Origin of the sequence: Algorimicrobium echini (assembly GCF_900115185.1) — a bacterium.
GTDB lineage: Bacteria > Bacteroidota > Bacteroidia > Flavobacteriales > Flavobacteriaceae > Algorimicrobium > Algorimicrobium echini.
On record NZ_FOVN01000003.1, the window covers coordinates 193936 to 213172 of the forward strand.

The window sequence follows — 19237 nt, forward strand, 5'->3', positions numbered from 1 at the left end:
GTTTTTAAGTTACCTAACTTAATTCTCAATAGATATGACTGAATCTGTTTTAACCTCTATAGCCTCTGTTGGAATATCTTCTGCTGGCGCATTTTCGTCCACCCAAATATCACCTTCAGCTTCTTTTGGGTTAGCAGGTGTTGTCCCTTGAAACGTTAAAACATAGCTTGAAACTTGAGCCATTTCTGCAGGTTTTAAACTTTGTTTCCAAGAAATCATACCTTTACCATTTCTACCACCTTCAGATACGGTTTTAAATACATTTTTAATACCACCACCTAAAATCCAATACTTATCGGTTAGATTTGGGCCAATACCACCACCACCATCAGCCATATGACAAGCGACGCAATTAGTTTCAAAAATAGCCTGACCTGCTTTAATGTCTGCAGCACTGGTTAAGACTTCTACGGTATTGAAATCCACTAAATCTTTAGCATTTTTCTTGTACTCTTCGATTGAAATAGCAGCTTGTGCGTATTCTGTTTCTAATTCATCGTATTGATTTTTACCATCAAAAACATGATATCTTACTAAATATACGGCTGCAAAAACAATAGATGCATAAAAACTATAGATCCACCAAGGTGGTAAGTTATTATCTAATTCACGAATACCATCATAGTTGTGATCTAGGATAATATCATGCTCTTCTTCCATTGGTTTTGAACCTAATAATTTTTTGTAAGTTTCCTGAAACCAAGTAATAACTTTTGGTGTTTTAACTTTTCTAGCATGATAACGTGCTTGACCTTCAGCATCTAGGCTTTGGTATAGAATATTGTCCATTGAACTAACAATGGCTTCAATACCGATTAATAATATTAAAACAAATATTAAGAATAGCATAACTAATGGTTGCTCAATAAAAGCTGGTTGGTTACCAGAATCAATAAAGTATTCTGCCAATCCAGCAATTAAGAAAAATATAACGGGTATCCTTATCCAAGCTGGAATTAATTGTCTCATAGTTCTTCGTGGTTTTGGTTGTTATCTAAAGGGATATTACTAACAGTATCTATATAATCTTTTTTAGCGGTTACAACCCACCAAAATAAGACTACAAAAAAGATGAAAAATATGAGTAAAGAGATAATTGGATAAATCTCAATGCCCGAAATACTCTCCATATGATTTTTTACAAACTTTAACATAGTTTCTTTTATTAAGGGTTATTCTTCTAAATCGGTCACGTTTATATCTGTTCCTAAACGTTGTAAATAAGCAATAATGGCGACTATTTCACGATTGCGCATTTCAACAAAATCTTCACCACCTGCAGCTTTATCGGCTTCATAGGTGGAAGCAAAATCTGGATCAGCATATAAATTCTTTTCAATTTGAGTACCTTGATCTAACATGCTCTGTTGTGCATTTGCTATATCTTCTTCCGTGTATGGAACACCTAATGTTACCATTACTTCCATTTTTGCCTCGGTACTCGATTTGTCAAGTTCGTTTAAAATCATCCATTTATAAGATGGCATGATGGAACCTGAAGAGGTGCTTTGTGGATCATACATATGGTTAAAATGCCAATTATCAGAATATTTACCACCAACACGGTGTAAATCTGGTCCTGTACGTTTACTTCCCCAAAGGAACGGATGATCATAAACAAACTCTCCGGCTTTCGAGTAATCACCATAGCGTTCTACTTCACTTCTAAAAGGTCTTACCATTTGCGAGTGGCAACCAACACATCCTTCACGGATATAAATATCACGTCCTTCTAATTCTAAAGGCGTATAAGGTTTAACACTACTAATTGTTGGTATATTAGATTTTACCATAATAGTTGGTACAATTTGTACAATACCACCTATTAAAATAGCAATAGTAGCATAAATTGTTAACTTGATTGGTTTTCTTTCCAACCACGTGTGCCATCCTTCACCTCCAACACGGCTTTTAGAAACATTTTGTAGTGCAGCAGCTTCAGCTAATTCGTCTGTTACTTTACTACCATTTTTAATGGTAACAATAACATTGTAAACCAGCACTAACATTCCTGTTAAATATAGGGTTCCACCTATTGCACGCATCCAATACATTGGCATAATTTCAGTAACTGTTTCTAAAAAGTTACCATAAACTAAAGTACCGTCTGGATTAAATTGTTTCCACATACTTGCTTGTGTAAAACCAGCAACATACATAGGTAAAGCATACATAATAATACCTAATGTTCCAATCCAGAAATGGAAATTGGCTAAACCAATAGAGAATAATTTTGTTTTAAATAAACGAGGTACTAACCAGTAAATCATACCAAAGGTTAGAAAACCATTCCATGCTAATGCACCTACGTGCACGTGAGCAATAATCCAATCTGTAAAGTGTCCAATAGCATTTACGTTTTTCAATGATAGCATTGGGCCTTCAAAAGTAGCCATACCGTATCCAGTAATAGCGACTACCATGAATTTTAAAACAGGATCTGTACGAACTTTATCCCAAGCACCACGTAATGTTAATAAACCATTAATCATACCACCCCAAGAAGGCATTAATAACATAACTGAAAATGCGACACCTAAATTTTGTGCCCATTCAGGAAGTGCTGTATAAAGTAAGTGATGCGGTCCAGCCCAGATGTAAATGAAAATTAAAGACCAGAAGTGTATAATGGATAAACGATAGGAGTAAACAGGTCTGTTAGCTGCTTTTGGTACAAAATAATACATTAAACCTAAAAAAGGTGTTGTTAGGAAAAATGCCACCGCATTATGTCCATACCACCATTGTACCAATGCATCTTGCACGCCAGCGTAAACCGAGTAGCTTTTCATTCCTGTAAAACTAACAGGTAATTCTAAACTATTAAATATGTGAAGAACAGCAACAGTAACAAATGTGGCAATATAAAACCATATAGCTACATATAAATGGCGCTGTCTTCGCTTAATCATGGTTCCGATAAGGTTGGCACCAAAAACAACCCAAATTAATGCGATTGCAATATCGAATGGCCATTCTAATTCGGCATATTCTTTAGAGGTAGAAAACCCTAATGGTAACGTAATTGCCGCACCTACAATAATTAATTGCCAACCCCAAAAGTTGATTTTGCTTAAAAGATCGCTATACATTCTAGCTTTTAATAAACGCTGTGTGGAATAGTATACACCCGCAAAAATGGCGTTTCCAACGAAAGCGAAAATAACAGCATTTGTGTGCAAAGGTCTTAATCTACCAAAGCTTAACCAGGAAATACCATCTGTTAAGTTGGGAAATAAAAACATAAATGCTAAAAGTAAGCCTACAAGCATACCTACAACTCCCCAAAGTATGGTAGCGTAGAGGAAATTTTTAACGATCTTATTGTCGTAATAGAATTGTTGTACTTCCATAATTTTTAATTAGTCTTTTTGGTTTTAATTGTTTGTTCTGGGTTTTGTTTAACGAGCTCGTCTTCAAATAGCATTCTAACTGATGGTGTGTAATCATCATCAAACTGACCACTTTTTACCGCTAAAATAAAAGCGACAAAAAAGCCAATAGCTACTACAATACTGATACTCAATAATATGTAAATAACACTCATACCTAATAGAAGTTATGGTTCAAAAATACTCTCTTAATATACTTAAAAATATGATAAAAATCATATTTGCCTATTTTTAATCATTCTAATTTCCTACCTATAATGTTGGTTGCTACTGTGGTAAAAACAACAATACTAATGGAGCTTAACGGCATTAAAATTGCTGCTATAACTGGTTCTAATTGACCTGTAACAGCAAAATATAAACCGATAATATTGTAAAAGAATGATAACACAAAACTCCACTTAATAATTTTAATAGCTTGTTTGGAAGCACTTATATAGCGAAATAATTGATTAAATTTTGAAGCATCTAAAATAGCATCACAAGCTGGAGAAAAAACATTTACATTTTCTGATATAGCGATGCCAACTTCACTTTGAGCTAATGCACCTGCATCATTTAATCCGTCTCCAATCATTAAAACTTTAGCACCTTCAGACTGATGATATTTTATATAGTCTAATTTATCATCAGGTTTTTGATTAAATATTAATTTCGTTTTACTGGGTAATAGTTTCTTTAAGTTTTCTAGTTCACCCGAATTATCACCAGAGAGGATTACTAAATCATAATTGCTTTTTAAAGAGTTAAATAATTTTGAAAGCCCTTTTCTATAGCTATTATAGAAGGTATATTTTCCTTTGTATTTATTATTACTACTAATATGAACGGTTGTATTTAAAATAGACACATCCTGCTCAAGACCAACAAAGCTAGCTGAACCAATTTTCATACTATCGTTTTGGTGAATACTTTCAATACCTTTCCCTAAATGTTCTTCAAAATGATTAAGTGTAATTATATCGTGCTCATCAAGAATGTCATAAAGTGTGCGGCTTAAAGGGTGATTAGAACCCCTTAATGTGTTTTTTAATAATAATTCTTCCGAGGCGTTTAATGCATCGCCATGATAAATAGCAGAACTTTGTTTATTAGATGTAATGGTTCCTGTTTTATCAAAAATAATAGTATTAATAGATGCTAATTGTTCTATAACAGAAGCGTTTTTTAAGTAGAACTTTAGCTTTCCAAAAATTCGTAATAAATTACCTAGTGTAAATGGAGCAGAAAGAGCAATAGCGCAAGGGCATGCAATAATTAAAACTGCGGTAAAAACATTCATGGCTTTAGTTGAATCCACAACTAACCAAAAGGTTGTTGCAATAAAAGCAATGCTTAAAACGGCAATAGTAAATCGTTTACTAATAGTATTTGTTAAAGTTGTAAAACCATCCTCTTTGTTCTTATTAAAAACATCGTTACTCCATAATTGCGTTAAATAACTTTGTTCAACCGATTTTAAGGCCTCCATCTCCATTACACCAGAAGTTTGTTTGCCTCCAGCAAAAAGCTTGTCGCCTGAAAGTTTTGTAACAGCATCAGACTCACCTGTTACAAAACTATAGTCAATTTTTGCTTTGCCATTAATTAAGATGCCATCTACAGGAATGAGTTCTTGGTTTCTAATAAGCAGTCTGTCCCCTTTTTTAATGTCATAAACCTGAATAGGTGTTTCTATGCCTTCCGAAATTTTAGTTATTGCAATTGGGAAATAGGATTTGTAATCGCGCTCAAACGATAAAAATGAATAGGTTTTTTGTTGAAAAAATTTCCCTAATAGTAAAAAGAAAACTAAACCCGTTAAACTATCAAAAAAACCAGAACCAATATCTAAAATAATTTCTACTGTACTTCTTACAAAAAGAACGGTAAGTCCTAAAGCTATAGGAACATCAATATTAAGTAGTCCGGATCGTAATCCTTTATAAGCTGATGTAAAATAATCACGTCCAGCATAAAACACAACCGGTAAGGAAAATGCAAACATGAGCCATCTAAAAAGGTGTTTGTATTGTTCAATCCAGAATTCGCCAACTTCAAAATATTCTGGAAATGACAAAAACATGACATTTCCAAATGCAAAACCTGCTATCCCAAGTTTGTAGATTAAGGAGCGATTAACATGTTCTTTTCCGGTTTTAAAATCATCAAGTGAAATATAAGGTTCATATCCAATAGCACTTAAAAGTAAAACCACCTCTTTTAAGGAAAAATTTGTAGCCTTATAGGTTATACGCACATTCTTTTTTCCAAAATTTACTTGTGAAGCTGTAATATTACTATTAAGCTTATTTAGATTTTCTAAAATCCAAATGCAAGAACTACAATGTATATGTGGAATGTACAAGGTTGTAATCTGAATGTGTCCATCATTAAACTCCGTTAGTTTTTCAATAATGTTTTCTTTGGAAAGAAAATCGTATTTACCTTGAATTTCTTTTGGAGCAGAACCAGGAGCTGCTTGTAAATCGTAATAACAGGTTAAATCGTTCTCTGAAAAAATTTCATAAACCGTTTTACAGCCATTACAACAAAATAGTTTTTCATCGAAACTAATTTGTTCTGTATCGCATACATCACCACAGTGGAAACAGTTATGTTGTTCCATAAAATTTGCTCATTTATACCTATTGCAAAGGTAGAATATAAGCATTCTTTTAATATGATTTTTATCATGTTTTCCGTATTTTTGAAATTAAATTAATTTTTAGGTATGAGTAAATGTGAACAGTGTATTGCAAAGCAATTAAATTCATTGCAGTCCATGACTAGTGAAGAATTGAGAAAAGTATCAGCTTGTAAAACAACGCGTTATTATAAAAAAGGTGATATTATTTTTGATGAAGGAGAATCTTTACACGGCGTGTATTGCGTACGAAGTGGCGTTTGCAAATTAACCAAGTTGAGTGCTAATGGTAAAGACCATACTGTTAAATTGCTTGGCAAAGGGGAGCTTTTAGGGCAGCGTTCTGTTATTAGTGATGAACGTACTAATTTAAGCGCTGTAGCATTAAACGATATTGAGTTGTGTTTTGTGCCCAAAGATCAAATTGTAACACCACTTCATGAAAATCAGAATTTTTCATTTGATGTTCTTCAGAGTTTAGCAAAAGACTTACGAAGTGCAGAAGACGATTTGATTAATATGGCTCAAAAAACCGTTAAACAACGTATGGCAGAAACATTAATTTACATTCAAAAGGTATTTGGGACGGATGCTTCTGGAGCGCTAAATGTTATTTTATCTCGTGAGGATTATGCCAGTATTGTTGGTACTGCTACAGAATCTGCTATTCGTATTTTATCACAATTTAAAAAAGAACGTTTGATAGCGACTTCCGGGAAGCATATAACCATTACAGATTTAGAAGGTTTAAAACGAGTGGATTAAAAAAAATGCTTTAATCGTCAGATCAAAGCATTTTCAACATATTAATAATAATTCTATTAAAACATCTTTACAGGTTTAAATGGATTGAGTTCTAATTTTTCCATAGTTGATTGATACGTGTTCCAAGTCTCTGAATAAAATGTATTTGTTTTAGTTATAGCTTCATTTAAAGCATCAGAGGCATGTTTTATAAGTGTGTTTTCAGTAGCTGTAATACCATTCTTTCTTGATTGCGTATACCAACTTGCAGTTCCCAACCTACTACTTACAGGAATTTCATCTGAATTTGTAATGCCTTGGCGTTTATCTGGTTTACCTAAATATAAATTGATGAGGTCATCAATTTTATCGGAAACCTCTTTAGATTCCTTAATGGCATCTTTGTATTGTTCTTTATCAAGTTTCTTTAAATCGGACGCATATTTATCGGCAATATTTTTACTTTCCACAAGCTGTTTTACAACAGCTGCCATTGTTTCTTGTAGTTGCTCTAACCGTTTAGATGTGTTATAAATGGCATCAATATTGGCTTGTGACACAGTTAGTCGTGGATCCGATTGCACAGTAATATTTTTTTCTGAAGTTTCATCTCCATAAGTCATAACAACACGATAGATTCCTGGCTTAACAGAAACACCACCTGGTTCATTTTTTTGTTTTCTAATTGAACGAGAGGCGCGCGAAACACCGGCTTCATCCATATACCATGTCCACTTATGTACACCTGTTTCTTTTGGTGTTTTACGCTTTAAAGTTCGTATTAGTCGTTCGCCATCATAAAATTGTAAGGTGATGGAATCTTTGGTTGTAACTGGTTTTTCTTCAGTATTAGAATTGTCTTCTATTTCTAAATTATCTTCTGTTTCATTGTCATCAGAGTTTGATTCTTTAAATTCTGACTTTTTTGCTTCTTTTGTACGTGTGGTATCCACTTTTACAAAATAGGAAAGCGTTGCACCATATCCTCGGTTTTCACCATGATACATAGCATCTGCTCCAAAGCGACTCCCAGTTGGTTGCTGGTATGCTGCTTGATAAGCAATAGGAGGACTAAATAGTTCTAAATTTTTGGTAAGCAATTGTTTGTTTTTTGCCATAGCTCGTAATGGTCTAATATCATCTAGAACCCAAGCGGCACGACCAAAAGTTCCGATTACTAAATCGTGTTCTCTTGGGTGAATAACTAAATCTTTAACAGAAACGGTTGGGAAATTTTCAGTCCATTTGGTCCATTTATTTCCAGCATCTATGGATATGTATAACCCATCATCGGTTCCTAAAAATAGTAAGTTGGGTTCTTCTAAATCCTCAATAATTGAAAGCGTATAACTTTCAACATCATTGCTACCTACTATACGCGTCCATGTCTTACCATAATTTGTTGTTCTGTAAGCGTATGGTTCATAGTTAAATCGACGGTAATCATTGGCAATTAATAAAGCTTCACCTTTATTCTTATTAGATGCTTTAATTTGTGGAATCCAACTACCAGCAGGTAAGCCTTTGATATTTTTTGAAACGTCTGTCCAAGTTTCACCACCATTTTTAGTAACATGTACACGACCATCATCTGTACTTACCCAAAGCATATCTTTTTCAATAGGTGATGGCTCAATAACTAAAATCGTACAGTGGTTTTCAGCACCTGTTGCATCCATGGTTAACCCACCACTTTCATTTTGTTTTAGTTTTTCGGGATTGTTAGTTGTTAAATCGTTTGAAATAATAGTCCAAGTTTCGCCTTTGTCAGTAGATTTATGGACAAACTGACTTCCAAAATAAATGGTACTGTTATGAAAAGGATCCATATTTATGGCAGAATTCCAATTGAAGCGTAATTTTACATTTGGATCTGGATGGATTGGCTTAACGGTATAATTATTTCCAGTTTCCCAATCATATCTGCTTACCGAGCCCTCTTGACTCATTGTCCAACCAAAACGAGAATCGTCTTTGTCTGGCACCACATCAAAACCATCACCGAAACTAATTTCTTGCCAATAACTATTTCTAATGCCTTGTGCACGCCAAACATAAGCAGGGCCTCGCCATGAGCCATTGTCCTGCATGCCACCATATACATTATATGGAAATTCGTTATCCACATTAATATGATAAAATTGGGCTACAGGTAAATTTCCAATAAAACGCCAAGTTTTACCACCATCATGCGTAATATTTAGACCGCCATCATTTCCATCAATCATAAAACTGCCATCATTTGGATGCATCCACCAAGCATGATGATCTGGATGAACTCCATTGTCAACACCATAGGCAGGCATGAGTTGTTTGAAATTTTTTCCGCCATCCTCACTCACATTTACATAAGTAAATACAGAATACACACGATTTTCATTCTGCGGATCAACGTAAATTTCAGAATAATAAAATGGCCTGTTTCCAATATCATTCTTATCATTTATTTTTTGCCATTTAAAACCACCATCTTCACTTTTATAGAGTGCGTTTTTTTTAGCTTCAACCAAAGCATATATAATATCCGGCTTATTTGGCGCTATGGCAACACCAATTCTACCTAAATTTCCAGAAGGAAAGCCGTCATCTTCAGTAACTTTTCTCCACGTATCACCACCGTCAAAAGTAATGTGCATTCCAGAACCTTCACCACCAGAATTAAAAAACCAAGGATCGCGTTTGTGTTCCCACATGGCAGCAATTAATTTATTGGGATTTGAAGGATCCATAATTAAATCGGCAGCACCCGTTTTATTATTAGTAAACAGGATTTGTTTCCATGTTTTACCACCATCAAGCGTTTTATAAACGCCACGTTCAGGATGTTCTCCCCAAGGCGATCCAATGGCAGCAGCATACACCACGTCTGGGTTTGTTGGATCAATAATGACACGATGAATGTGTCGCGTTTTTTCCAAACCCATAGATTGCCAGTTTTTTCCACCATCTAAAGATTTGTAAATACCGTAACCACCATTTAAACTGTTTCTGGGGTTTCCTTCACCAGTTCCAACCCAAATAATACTTGGATTAGATTGCTGAATAGCAACAGCACCAATAGAAGCCGTAACTTCATTATCAAAAATAGGATCCCATTTTATGCCACCGGAAGTCGATTTCCATAAACCACCTGAAGCTGTACCAACGTACATAATGTCTGGATTTGAATGAACAACATCAATAGCAGTAACACGACCAGACATACCGCCTGGACCAATATTTCTGGGTTTCATGTTTTTGACTAAATCAAGGCTAAAGTCTTGCGAAAACCCTGAAATTGAAATAATTAAGAACAGTAAGAAAAATCGTTTCTTCATTTTTGGTTTTTTAGTTTGCCTTAAAGTTAAGCAAGAAAACTTAAATAGATGTTAAGTACTGTAATTTGAGTAAAATTTGTCGTATTTTTAGATTGCATGAAAAAAGAAAATATACACAAAAAAGGCTTCATATTTAAACCATATGAATCGCCTTCACAAAGCCCTTTTGAAAAACTTTTTGATATTTTCAAAGAGTTAATTACCCATACTTCGGGTGATTTTGATGAAGCTATAGATTGGCTCAAACAACTAGATGAAGAATATAAATTAACAACACCAGATTATACCATTGAAGATTTTATAGCCGACCTAAAAGCGAAAGGTTACATTCGAGAAGAAATCCGTCCTGATGGTAAAAATGGAACGGCTATTACTGCAAAAACAGAACGTGCTATTCGACAATCTGCATTAGAACAAATATTCGGAAATTTAAAAAGGAGCGGTAGCGGAAGTCATAAGAGTAAAGGTATTGGAATAGGAGATGAGCATACAGGCGAGTTTAGAAATTATCAATTTGGTGATGGTTTGGATAAAGTGAACATTACGGAAAGTCTTCGGAATGCCCAAATTAATAATGGAATTGGAAATTTCAATTTAACAGAAGATGATTTGGTGGTTGAAGAAACCACCCATAAATCGCAAATGAGTACAATTTTAATGATTGACATTAGTCATAGCATGATTCTTTATGGAGAAGATCGGATTACACCTGCTAAAAAAGTGGCTATGGCTTTGGCCGAATTAATAACCACTCGCTACCCTAAAGACACACTTGATATTTTGGTTTTTGGAAACGATGCGTGGCCAATAAAAATTAAAGATTTACCGTATTTACATGTAGGACCTTATCACACAAATACTGTTGCAGGATTGCAATTAGCCATGGACTTATTGAGGCGGAAACGACATACCAATAAGCAAATATTTATGATAACAGATGGCAAGCCAAGTTGTTTAAAGTTAGCAGATGGCACTTATTATAAAGATAGTAATGGTCTCAATTCGCATATTACTAATAAATGTTATGCTATGGCACAGCAGGCCCGGAAATTACATATTCCAATTACCACCTTTATGATTGCTCAAGATCCTTATTTAATGCAGTTTGTTGAAGAATTTACAAAAGCAAATCAAGGCAAAGCATTTTACACAGGCCTAAAAGGGTTAGGTGAAATGATTTTTGAAGATTATGAAACAAATAGAAAGAAACGAATAAACGGATAAAAAAGTTAAGAGTATAGCTTAATCTTGATGCGTTTTATCAATGTTATGAAAAAATGATAATATGAAAATAGAAAATATTAAAACATTATTGCAACTAAAAGAATCAGGTTATCAGTCGCGATCTATAAAAGATGAATTACGCGACAATTTAATTGAAAAAATTAAAAACAAAGAACCCATTTTTGAAGGAATCCATGGTTATGAAAATACCGTAATTCCAGAATTTCAACGTGCTATTTTATCACGACATAATATTAATTTATTAGGACTTCGTGGACAAGCAAAAACCCGTCTGGCACGTTTAATGCTCAACTTGTTAGATGAATATATTCCAGTTGTTGAAGGTTCTGAAATAAATGATGATCCCTTGAGTCCTATTTCACGGTATGCTAAAGAATTAATTAATAAAAAAGGTGATGATACACCAATTTCTTGGATGCATAGAAGTGAGCGTTTTGCTGAAAAGTTAGCCACACCAGATGTAACCGTAGCTGATATTATTGGTGACGTAGACCCTATAAAAGCAGCCAATTTAAAGTTGAGCTATGCTGATGATCGTGTCATTCATTATGGGATGATTCCTCGAGCTAATCGCTGTATTTTTGTAATTAATGAATTACCAGATTTACAAGCTAGAATACAAGTAGCGCTATTTAATATCTTACAAGAAGGCGATATACAAATTCGTGGATTTAAATTGCGCTTACCATTAGATATGCAGTTTGTTTTTACCGCAAATCCTGAAGATTACACCAATCGTGGTAGTATTATTACACCCTTAAAAGATAGAATTGGTTCTCAAATTTTAACGCATTATCCAGATGATATTGAAACGGCTAAACTAATAACACAGCAAGAAGCTAAATCAGATTTACGCCAAAAAGAAAGTATTCATGTACCAGAATTAGCAAAAGATTTACTAGAGCAGATAGTTTTTGAAGCGCGTGAAAGTGATTTCATTGATGAAAAAAGTGGTGTGAGTGCTAGATTGAGTATTACAGCTTTTGAAAATTTATTAAGCACAGCAGAATTACGTGCGCTAAAAGCAGGTGATACTAAAACAACAGTTCGTTTGTCTGATTTTTTGGGTATTATTCCAGCCATAACCGGAAAAGTTGAATTGGTTTATGAAGGCGAACAAGAAGGTGCCGCACAAGTAGCTTATAACTTAATTGGAGAAGCCGTGAAAAGTTTATTTCCCGAGTTTTTCCCCAAGATAGAAAAATTGCGAAAACAAGATGATGAAAGCCCATATGATTCTATTGTGTCTTGGTTTTTTAATAATCCGGAAGCGTTTGAATTGTTAGACGATTTACGTGATAAGGCATATAAAACCTTATTAGAATCCGTATCACCATTAGACGATTTATTAGGCGAATACCAACCAAATCTGTCTCAAAAAGAGAGCTATTTTGTAAAGGAATTTGTGCTATGGGCTTTAGTGGAGCACAAATTATTGAGTAAATATCGCTTTACAGAAGGGCTTCAGTTTAAAGATCCTTACGGTAGTTTTATTAGTGATTTGTAAAAAGTTAAAAGCGATCAATTTGATCGCTTTTTCATTTTAATTTGTTTGGGTTTTAGCCATAACCAAAAACCAGTAAAAGCAAGCAATATCAAACCTAATGACGTAATGGTGGAATAGAATAACTTAAAGGGTTTGGACTGATTTCCAAAAAGGTAATCTAAAATAGAACCATCGTGAATCATTTCAATAAGGTCCGCAGTTCTTATTTTATCAGATAAAATAGCACCCGAATGACAATCAATTTGAATTTCGGTGAAATGGTATTCAAATCGAACTTTAGCCATGCCTTTATTGGGTCTGTAATCTATTCGGTTTATTTCAGAGGACAGATTTTGCAAAGTCACATAGTTTACAGCAATAGCTTGTATACTATCTAAACTAATCAATTCTAATTCTTGATTTAAAGCTTTTTGAGATGGTGGTTTAAAGTGAAATTCATCTTTCCAGGTTAGTAATAAACCCGTTGCACCTAAAATAAACATAAAAACAACTAATGGCATGGCTATAAAACGATGCGTTTTACGATACCAGCGAGATTGTTTGGCTAATTTTTTACGTTTTTCCTTCAAGATAGCAAATTATAGAAATGCGAAAATAACTAATCTTTGAAAACTTATGGTTGCATCCTATAAAAAGAAAAGAAACAAGGAGCTTCAAAAAGCACATGATGCTCATCAAGAATATTAAGTTAAATCTTTTTGAAATGTTGTGGGACTTCAAATAATTTATCATCATTTAAAAAAGTAATATTTTTTATAGTGCCTTCACCTATTTGTTGGGTTAGTCCTAATTCAGAGTCCCATTCCCAAAATGTCCATTTACGAGCAAAAGGAATATTTTTAATACCTATAAAATCTTCATATTTTATAGCATGCGGATCTGCTTCGGCTTCTGCTTTTGTTTTTCCAGCGGTTACAATATAAGCAGCTACTTCCACTAAATTAGAATTTGGGTTAGCATATACTACATACCAATCATCAGGAGCATCACCAGTATTGGCCTCAAAACTTAATTTTTTAGTACTATATTTTTCACCACCTAGTTGTGTTTCTGGGTAGGAGTTCCAAATGGTTCCTTCATCACTTAATTTGTATGGAAACAGGAAGAAGTAACTCCAGGTATACGCATTAAACCGGATACGTTGCGTGTTGGTAATAGAAGGCGAGTAGTAAACTTGGTCTTCTTTATAAATAATGACATCACCATTTGTCATTTCTATTTTACCTTCAGAAGAATCTGTTGAAAAAGTAGCTAGGCCATTTAATATTTCATTTCCACCAAAACTCAATATCAATTCAAATTGAACGGCAGCTTCTTTTAGAAAAGCTTCTTTTTTATGAGCAGTTTCTATGGCATTTACAAATGAAATAGGCTCTTTTTTATTGTTTTCAGACTCTGTATTTTGAGTTTTTATTGAGCTTTCAGGCTTTGTTTCTGGTTTTGATGTGTCGTTTTTACAAGCCATAAAGCTTAATACTATTAGGGCTAATAAGCTAATTTTTTTCATAATAAAGTATGTTTACCTTTATTCTGTCGCAGTTCTGAAAGATACTTTCAGTTTAATGGGTAATTTTTTTTACATTAACATAAAAATCGGAATCAACTTCAAAACTCTCTGATGAAATAGGTGTTGTTTTCCATTCGGAATTTGGAAAGATCCATTGCGTTTTATTGTTAAAAGTTACTTGTACAGGCATATCGAAATCAGCCACAATATCTGTCCAACGGTAGTTTAATTTGTTATCCTTTATTTTATATTCCAAAGTTGGAATCAAAGTTGTCCGTAGATATTGATTGAAAAAGGCATTTAAATCAATTCCAGATTGCAGACTAATATAATCTTCAATTTGCTTGGTTGTAACTGTTTGGTGGTAAAATGTATCGTTTAAACCTCGTAGTATTTGGCGCCATTTTTCATCATCTTCAATTAACTGGCGTAAGGTATGCAACATATTAGCACCTTTATAATACATATCTGAAGATCCTTCTTTGTTTACGTTATATGGTCCAATTAACGGTTTATCATTTAGAATCCGTTTCCGCGTGCCTATCACGTAATCAGCAGAAGCTTCTTTTCCATAAAAATAATCAACGAATAAATTTTCCGAATAGGCCGTAAATCCTTCGTGAATCCACATATCGGCAATATCTTTATTGGTAATGTTGTTAGCAAACCATTCATGGCCAGCTTCGTGGATTATAATAAAATCGAATTTTAACCCCCAACCAGTTCCAGACAAATCATTCCCTAAATACCCCATTTTATATTGATTGCCATAGGTTACCGAACTTTGGTGCTCCATACCTAAATATGGCACTTCTACTAATTTAAAACCATCTTCATAAAAGGGGTAAGGGCCAAACCAATGTTCAAAAGCATCCATCATACGAGGTGCATCTTTAAAATGGGTTTTAGCTTTTTCTAGATTGTCGTGTAACACGTAATAATCCATATTTAAAGGGCCTTTTTCACCATTATACACTTCTGAAAAATGTACATAATCGGCAATGTTCACATTCACACCATAATTGTTTATCGGGTTATTTACAAACCAATGAGAGGTAACAGTATTATCTTTATTTTCAATTTTAGAACGTAATCTACCATTAGAAATATTACTCAACCCTTTTGGGTTTGTAACGCTAATTAACATACTATCCACTTCGTCATACATATGGTCCTTATTTGGCCACCAAATACTAGCACCTAATCCTTGGCAAGACGTGGCAACAAAATGATTACCATTATCATCTTTTTTCCAAGAGAAACCGCCATCCCAAGGCGCTCGAACCGCTTCTTTAGGATTGCCTTCATAATAAACATCTACTGAATACACGTTTCCTATTTCCTGATTTTCTGCAAGTGTGATAAAATGTGCATGACCATCATGACGAATTTTAAGTTCTTTACCATTCTGAACTGCAGACGTAATTTTTAATGGTGCTTGTAAATCAATTTGAAGCTCTTTACTAGCGCTTAATACTTTATAATAAACAGCTGTTTTTCCAGAAATATATTTTTCATCAGGATGTACTTGAATATCTAAATGATAATAAGTTAAATCCCACCATGCACGTTCTGGCGTTATGGTTCCACGTAAGGTGTCTTGATGCGTGAAGGTTGTTTTTGCTTCCAATAAACCTTGGCTGAAAATACTTGTTTTAAATAAAATAATGGCTGCAAATATGACGAATGATTTCATAATAAAATTTTTACTAATGTAGGGAAAAAGGAAAGCCGTTCCGAATTTCGGAACGGCTTTTCGCTTCTAACTAAACTTAAATTAAACCTAAAAACAGTATTTCTCTTCTTCTTTCACTTTTTCGGCAATTTCTTTACGTAAATCCACTATGTCTGGATAGTTTACATATTTCGTAAAACGTTTTAGGCCCATAAGCATCATACGTTGTTCATCACCTTCAGCAAAAGATATAATACTTTCTTTTCCTTTTTCTTCTACAATATCCACCGCGTGATATAAATATAATTTGGCCATGGCAATTTGAGCAGACTGCGCGTCCTCACCAAATCGTTTTGCATTCTTTTCGGTTCTTAAAATAGCCGATTCAGCCATGTAAATTTCTATTAAAATATCAGCAGCAGCAATTAATAGTTGTTGGTGTTCTTCTAAATCGGGTCCAAATTTTTGAACAGCTCCACCTGCAACCATTAAAAATGTTTTTTTAAGCTTCTTAATCATTTCCTTTTCTTCTGAAAACAATTCTGAATAATCTGGTGTGTCAAACGATGGGATTCCCATTAATTCATCTTGAACCGCTTGAGCAGGACCTAATAAATCAACATGACCCTTCATAGCCTTTTTAACAAGCATCCCAACAGCTAACATCCGATTGATTTCGTTGGTGCCTTCATATATACGGGCAATTCGTGCATCTCTCCAAGCGGCTTCCATAGGTGTTTCTTCCGAGAATCCCATACCTCCAAAAATTTGAATCCCTTCATCAGCAGCATTCTGAACATCTTCAGATACGGCAACTTTTAAAATAGAACATTCAATGGCATACTCTTCAACACCTTTTAATTCTGCTTCTTGATGTGAATTTCCTGCGGCTTGACGCAAAGCAATACGATCTTCAATGTTTTTAGATGCTCTATATGTTGCCGATTCACCAGCATATGCACTCGCAGCCATTTCAGCTAATTTCACTTTAATAGCACCGAAATCTGAAATACGTGTGTTGAATTGTTTACGTTCATTTGCATATTTAACAGCGGTAGTTAAAATACGACGTTGCGAATCTAAACAGGCAGCAGCTAATTTAATACGGCCCACATTAAGCGCATTCATAGCAATTTTGAATCCTTCACCACGACCTGCTAGCATATTTTCAGCAGGCACAACCGTATCGTTAAAGAATACCTGACGCGTAGAACTGGCACGAATACCTAATTTATGTTCCTCTTCACCCAAGGTAATGCCATTAGGGTTTTCCTTATCATATTCTACAATAAAACCTGTAATGTTTTTATCGTTTTCAATACGTGCGAAAACAATCATTAAGTGACAGAATCCTGCGTTTGAAATCCACATTTTCTGACCATTAATTTTATAAGATTTTCCATCTTCAGATAGGGTAGCAGTGGTTTTTCCCGAATTGGCATCAGATCCTGCGCCAGGTTCTGTTAAACAATAGGCACCAAACCATTCACCTGAAGCTAATTTAGGGACGTATTTTTGTTTTTGCGCTTCAGTTCCATAAAGTGTAATTGGCATCGTACCAATTCCAGTATGTGCACCAAATGCGGTGCTAAACGAACCTGTTCCACTTGAGATATAATCGCAGGTTAAAACTGTTGATACAAAGCCCATTCCCATTCCGCCGTATTCTTCTGGAACAGCTACGCTTAAAAACCCCATATCACCAGCTTTTTTCATAACGTCTTCTGTTAAAGCAAAATCTTTTGCTTCAAAACGTGGTTTATTTGGTATAATTTCTCGGTCGTTAAATTCTTTAACCGATTCTTTCATCATGGTTTGTTCTTCTGAAAAATCTTCAGGTGTGAACACATCTTCGCAGTTTGTTTCCTTTACAAGGAATTGACCACCTCTTAGGATGTCTTTGTCTTTTGTTTCCATTTTCCTATCCCTAACCCTTTCTAATATAAAGGGAAATGTTACGGGTAATTTTAAGTTAAACTTTTATTTTTATTCATCGCTTTGCCTTCCATTTAGGAAGTTTGGGTGGGTTTTTATTTTAAAAACTCAAAAATCCCACAAGCACCTTGACCTGTTCCAACGCACATAGTTACAGCGCCATATTTACCAACCATGTTGCGTTTGCGCATTTCATCAAATAATTGGACGGATAATTTAGCGCCAGTACAACCTAGTGGGTGTCCTAATGCAATGGCACCACCATTTACATTAATGATATCTGGATTTAGATTTAATTCTCTAATTACCGCTAATGATTGAGAGGCAAATGCTTCGTTTAATTCTATAAGCTCTAAATCTGATTGATTTAAACCTGCTTGCTTCAGTGCTTTTGGAATGGCCTTTACGGGACCAATTCCCATAATACGTGGTTCCACACCAGCAGCAGCATAGTTAACCAAACGCGCAATTGGTTCTAGTCCAAGTTCTTTAACCATGTCTTCACTCATAACCATTACAAAAGCAGCCCCATCACTCATTTGAGAGGAGTTTCCTGCAGTAACACTCCCTCCAGCTGCAAAAACGGCTCGTAGTTTTGCTAATGCTTCTAGACTAGTACCAGCACGTGGTCCTTCATCTTTAGTTACCGTATATGATTTAGTTGCTTTTTTTCCATTAGCATCAACATAAGTTTGTTCAACTTCTATAGGAACTATTTGGTCTTGAAAGCGATTTTCGGCTTGTGCTCTTAAGGCTTTCATATGGGAATGATATGCAAATTCATCTTGATCTTCACGAGACACCTTAAATTGTTTTGCTACAGCTTCTGCTGTATTTCCCATTCCCCAATAGTAATCCTCATGACCAGACTTAACGAGGTCATAATTTAATTCTGGTTTAAAACCTGTCATAGGAACCGAACTCATGCTTTCCGCGCCACCTGCAATAATACATTCGCCCATTCCAGCTTGAATTTTAGCAGTTGCCATTCCAATGGTTTCTATTCCTGACGAACAGAACCGGTTAACGGTTACGCCAGGTACATCCACGATATCCAGTCCCATTAAAGAGATTAAACGTGCCATGTTTAAGCCTTGTGAGCCTTCAGGCATAGCGTTACCTACAATCACATCGTCAATACGTTTAGGGTCTAAATTAGGCAATTCATTCATCATATATTTGATGGTTTCTGCAGCTAATTCATCAGTTCTTTTAAAACGGAACACGCCTTTAGGTGCTTTCCCAACGGCTGTTCTGTATGCTTTTACTATATATGCTTGTTTCATTTT

The 19237-nt window shown here is 34.8% G+C and carries 14 protein-coding genes; 3 read left to right on the forward strand and 11 right to left on the reverse strand.

Annotated features, from left to right (window positions below):
• Nucleotides 1–18: 18 nt before the first annotated feature.
• The 5 genes from BM239_RS09645 to BM239_RS09665 all read right to left on the reverse strand — a co-directional run bounded on the left by BM239_RS09645 (nucleotide 19) and on the right by BM239_RS09665 (nucleotide 6000).
• Nucleotides 19–969, reverse strand: coding sequence for a cbb3-type cytochrome c oxidase N-terminal domain-containing protein (locus BM239_RS09645; RefSeq protein WP_092208002.1), 951 nt, complete (start codon nucleotides 967–969; stop codon nucleotides 19–21).
• On the reverse strand, nucleotides 966–1154 hold the full coding sequence (locus tag BM239_RS09650) for a CcoQ/FixQ family Cbb3-type cytochrome c oxidase assembly chaperone (protein ID WP_092208004.1): 189 nt from the start codon (nucleotides 1152–1154) through the stop codon (nucleotides 966–968). The genes BM239_RS09645 and BM239_RS09650 overlap by 4 nt, the downstream gene beginning before the upstream one ends.
• Before the next feature lie 18 nt (nucleotides 1155–1172).
• Entirely contained in the window at nucleotides 1173–3353 is a 2181-nt protein-coding gene (gene ccoN, locus BM239_RS09655) for a cytochrome-c oxidase, cbb3-type subunit I (RefSeq protein WP_092208006.1), read from the reverse strand.
• Between the two features lie 5 nt (nucleotides 3354–3358).
• The gene (gene ccoS, locus BM239_RS09660) at nucleotides 3359–3547 is read right to left on the reverse strand and encodes a cbb3-type cytochrome oxidase assembly protein CcoS (RefSeq protein WP_092208008.1); all 189 of its coding nucleotides are present in this window, start codon (nucleotides 3545–3547) and stop codon (nucleotides 3359–3361) included.
• Nucleotides 3548–3627: 80 nt separating this feature from the next.
• Nucleotides 3628–6000 carry a heavy metal translocating P-type ATPase gene (locus BM239_RS09665; protein ID WP_092208010.1) on the reverse strand — a complete coding sequence of 791 codons (2373 nt, stop codon included), beginning with the start codon at nucleotides 5998–6000 and terminating at the stop codon, nucleotides 3628–3630.
• A gap of 105 nt (nucleotides 6001–6105) precedes the next feature.
• Here BM239_RS09665 and BM239_RS09670 point away from each other — a divergent pair, with 105 nt between their 5' ends.
• On the forward strand, nucleotides 6106–6783 hold the full coding sequence (locus BM239_RS09670; RefSeq protein WP_177209019.1) for a Crp/Fnr family transcriptional regulator: 678 nt from the start codon (nucleotides 6106–6108) through the stop codon (nucleotides 6781–6783).
• Between the two features lie 56 nt (nucleotides 6784–6839).
• On the opposite strand, the gene BM239_RS09675 is transcribed toward BM239_RS09670, so the two are convergent.
• Nucleotides 6840–10079: a WD40/YVTN/BNR-like repeat-containing protein gene (locus tag BM239_RS09675; protein WP_092208012.1), complete on the reverse strand. Its 3240-nt coding sequence runs from the start codon at nucleotides 10077–10079 to the stop codon at nucleotides 6840–6842.
• 96 nt (nucleotides 10080–10175) lie between these two features.
• On the opposite strand from BM239_RS09675, the gene BM239_RS09680 reads away from it, so the two are divergent.
• Nucleotides 10176–11303, forward strand: coding sequence for a vWA domain-containing protein (locus BM239_RS09680; protein WP_092208014.1), 1128 nt, complete (start codon nucleotides 10176–10178; stop codon nucleotides 11301–11303).
• A gap of 61 nt (nucleotides 11304–11364) precedes the next feature.
• Complete coding sequence (locus BM239_RS09685; protein WP_092208016.1) at nucleotides 11365–12831, forward strand: magnesium chelatase; 1467 nt, start codon at nucleotides 11365–11367, stop codon at nucleotides 12829–12831.
• Between the two features lie 14 nt (nucleotides 12832–12845).
• Here BM239_RS09685 and BM239_RS09690 read toward each other — a convergent pair whose 3' ends face one another.
• From BM239_RS09690 to BM239_RS09710, 5 genes are all read right to left on the reverse strand, one after another.
• Nucleotides 12846–13400: a PepSY-associated TM helix domain-containing protein gene (locus BM239_RS09690; RefSeq protein WP_092208018.1), complete on the reverse strand. Its 555-nt coding sequence runs from the start codon at nucleotides 13398–13400 to the stop codon at nucleotides 12846–12848.
• Nucleotides 13401–13519: 119 nt separating this feature from the next.
• The gene (locus BM239_RS09695) at nucleotides 13520–14338 is read right to left on the reverse strand and encodes a DUF6503 family protein (protein ID WP_092208020.1); all 819 of its coding nucleotides are present in this window, start codon (nucleotides 14336–14338) and stop codon (nucleotides 13520–13522) included.
• A 52-nt stretch (nucleotides 14339–14390) separates the two neighbouring features.
• Nucleotides 14391–16034 carry a M1 family metallopeptidase gene (locus BM239_RS09700; RefSeq protein ID WP_092208022.1) on the reverse strand — a complete coding sequence of 548 codons (1644 nt, stop codon included), beginning with the start codon at nucleotides 16032–16034 and terminating at the stop codon, nucleotides 14391–14393.
• Between the two features lie 87 nt (nucleotides 16035–16121).
• Nucleotides 16122–17930 carry an acyl-CoA dehydrogenase family protein gene (locus tag BM239_RS09705; protein WP_092208024.1) on the reverse strand — a complete coding sequence of 603 codons (1809 nt, stop codon included), beginning with the start codon at nucleotides 17928–17930 and terminating at the stop codon, nucleotides 16122–16124.
• Between the two features lie 113 nt (nucleotides 17931–18043).
• Complete coding sequence (locus BM239_RS09710) at nucleotides 18044–19234, reverse strand: acetyl-CoA C-acyltransferase (protein ID WP_092208026.1); 1191 nt, start codon at nucleotides 19232–19234, stop codon at nucleotides 18044–18046.
• Nucleotides 19235–19237: the final 3 nt, after the last annotated feature.

Coding starts and splice junctions, on each gene's coding strand:
- BM239_RS09645 (WP_092208002.1), bottom strand. CDS start 969: ATGAGACAATTAATTCCAGCTTGGATAAGGATACCCGTTATATTTTTC.
- BM239_RS09650 (WP_092208004.1), bottom strand. CDS start 1,154: ATGTTAAAGTTTGTAAAAAATCATATGGAGAGTATTTCGGGCATTGAG.
- ccoN (WP_092208006.1), bottom strand. CDS start 3,353: ATGGAAGTACAACAATTCTATTACGACAATAAGATCGTTAAAAATTTC.
- ccoS (WP_092208008.1), bottom strand. CDS start 3,547: ATGAGTGTTATTTACATATTATTGAGTATCAGTATTGTAGTAGCTATT.
- BM239_RS09665 (WP_092208010.1), bottom strand. CDS start 6,000: ATGGAACAACATAACTGTTTCCACTGTGGTGATGTATGCGATACAGAA.
- BM239_RS09670 (WP_177209019.1), top strand. CDS start 6,106: ATGAGTAAATGTGAACAGTGTATTGCAAAGCAATTAAATTCATTGCAG.
- BM239_RS09675 (WP_092208012.1), bottom strand. CDS start 10,079: ATGAAGAAACGATTTTTCTTACTGTTCTTAATTATTTCAATTTCAGGG.
- BM239_RS09680 (WP_092208014.1), top strand. CDS start 10,176: ATGAAAAAAGAAAATATACACAAAAAAGGCTTCATATTTAAACCATAT.
- BM239_RS09685 (WP_092208016.1), top strand. CDS start 11,365: ATGAAAATAGAAAATATTAAAACATTATTGCAACTAAAAGAATCAGGT.
- BM239_RS09695 (WP_092208020.1), bottom strand. CDS start 14,338: ATGAAAAAAATTAGCTTATTAGCCCTAATAGTATTAAGCTTTATGGCT.
- BM239_RS09700 (WP_092208022.1), bottom strand. CDS start 16,034: ATGAAATCATTCGTCATATTTGCAGCCATTATTTTATTTAAAACAAGT.
- BM239_RS09705 (WP_092208024.1), bottom strand. CDS start 17,930: ATGGAAACAAAAGACAAAGACATCCTAAGAGGTGGTCAATTCCTTGTA.
- BM239_RS09710 (WP_092208026.1), bottom strand. CDS start 19,234: ATGAAACAAGCATATATAGTAAAAGCATACAGAACAGCCGTTGGGAAA.